1 protein-coding gene and 1 pseudogene are annotated in these 1,469 nt (G+C 60.0%); both read right to left on the bottom strand.

The window, feature by feature from the left end; genetic code table 11:
* A partial coding sequence (gene arcC / locus FHT73_RS29295) for a carbamate kinase (RefSeq protein WP_183716553.1) occupies window positions 1-920 on the bottom strand: 920 nt, incomplete at its 3' end.
* Between the two features lies 1 nt (window position 921).
* Window positions 922-1,469: pseudogene (locus FHT73_RS29290) on the bottom strand (ornithine carbamoyltransferase subunit F); the annotation flags it as partial.

Genomic DNA, 1,469 nt, shown 5'->3' with positions numbered 1-1,469 from the left:
CAAGCTTTTGCCGACAGACGTGGGTCGAGCAAGGTTCCTTTCTCGCCGCGGGCGATGGCGCCCGCATCCTCCAACCTGCCGATGCCGGCCGGTCTATCCATTTCTTTTGCGAACTGGATCGCGGCGGCGACCTTCGGCGCCATCGAGCCTGGTGGGAACCTCACGTCAGATAACATCTCCGGAGCAATGCGACCCAAGCTCTGAGCCTCTGGTGTCCCGTAGTCCAGATAGACCGCATCGACATCTGTCAGAAGCAGCAACATGTCGGCATTCAGCTGCCTCGCCAGCAGCGCACTGGCGGCATCCTTGTCGATCACGGCCTCAATCCCGGTAAGTCTGCCGTCCGTCTGTTCGATCACGGGGATCCCTCCGCCGCCCGTGCAGATGACAGTGACGCCGTGATCGACCAGCAACGAGATCGTCTTTGCCTCAATGATCGCCAAAGGTCTTGGCGACGCGACGACACGCCGCCAGCTTTCGCCGTCTGGTGCAATTCTCCAACCGCGCTCCCTGGCGAGCCGTCGCGCGGTCACTGCATCGTAGACCGGCCCGATGAACTTGGTCGGATGTGAAAAGGCGGGATCAGCCGCCTCCACCCGTGCCATGGTCAGCAAGGTTGCAATTGGATTGTTCTCCAGGAGATTTCCGAACTCCTGTTCGATCATGTAGCCGATCATCCCCTCTGTTTCGGCGCCCAGAATATCCAAGGGGAAACCATTGCCGTTGGAGGCTTCTGCCTGCAGAGCAAGGAGCCCGACCTGGGGACCGTTGCCATGAGTGATGACCAAAGAGTGACCGGCATGAATGAGATCAGCCAAGGCGGCAGCAGCGACCCGGATATTGGCCCGCTGATGTTCAGCCGTCATCGGCTCGCCGCGGCGCAGAAGTGCGTTCCCGCCGAGCGCAGCGACGATCAGCATGTCAGCCTCCAATCGTCGCGACGAGTAAGGCCTTGATCGTATGCATGCGATTTTCGGCCTGATCGAAGACAATTGAGGCGTGAGACTCGAAAACCTCGTCCGTCACCTCCATGCAATCAATGCCGTATTCCTTAGCGATGCGGGCGCCGACTTCCGTCTCGGTGTCGTGAAACGCTGGAAGACAATGCATGAACTTCGCATAGGGATTTTCTGTCGCCTCGATCACCTGGGCGGTAACCCGGAAGGGGGAAAGAAGCCCGATGCGCTCCGCCCAAGCCGATTCGCTCTCGCCCATCGAAAGCCAGACATCCGTGTAGACAAAATCGGCCCCCAGCACCCCCGAGCCGACATGTTCCATCAAAGCGAACTTGCCGCCGCTCTTCCATGCTTCCGATTTCACATGATCGACAAACGCTTGGTCCGGCCACAGGGCTGTCGGCGAGATGAGGCGAAAATCGATCCCGACCTTGGCGGCGCCGAGCGCCAGCGACATCGCCACATTGTCGCGCCCGTCGCCAAGGAAGGCCAAGACCATGTCCGACAGATGCT

Origin of the sequence: Rhizobium sp. BK098 (assembly GCF_014193155.1) — a bacterium.
Classification (GTDB): domain Bacteria; phylum Pseudomonadota; class Alphaproteobacteria; order Rhizobiales; family Rhizobiaceae; genus Rhizobium.
The sequence above is the reverse complement of the archived record's forward strand: the minus strand, read 5'-3'. Positions and strand labels throughout refer to the sequence as shown.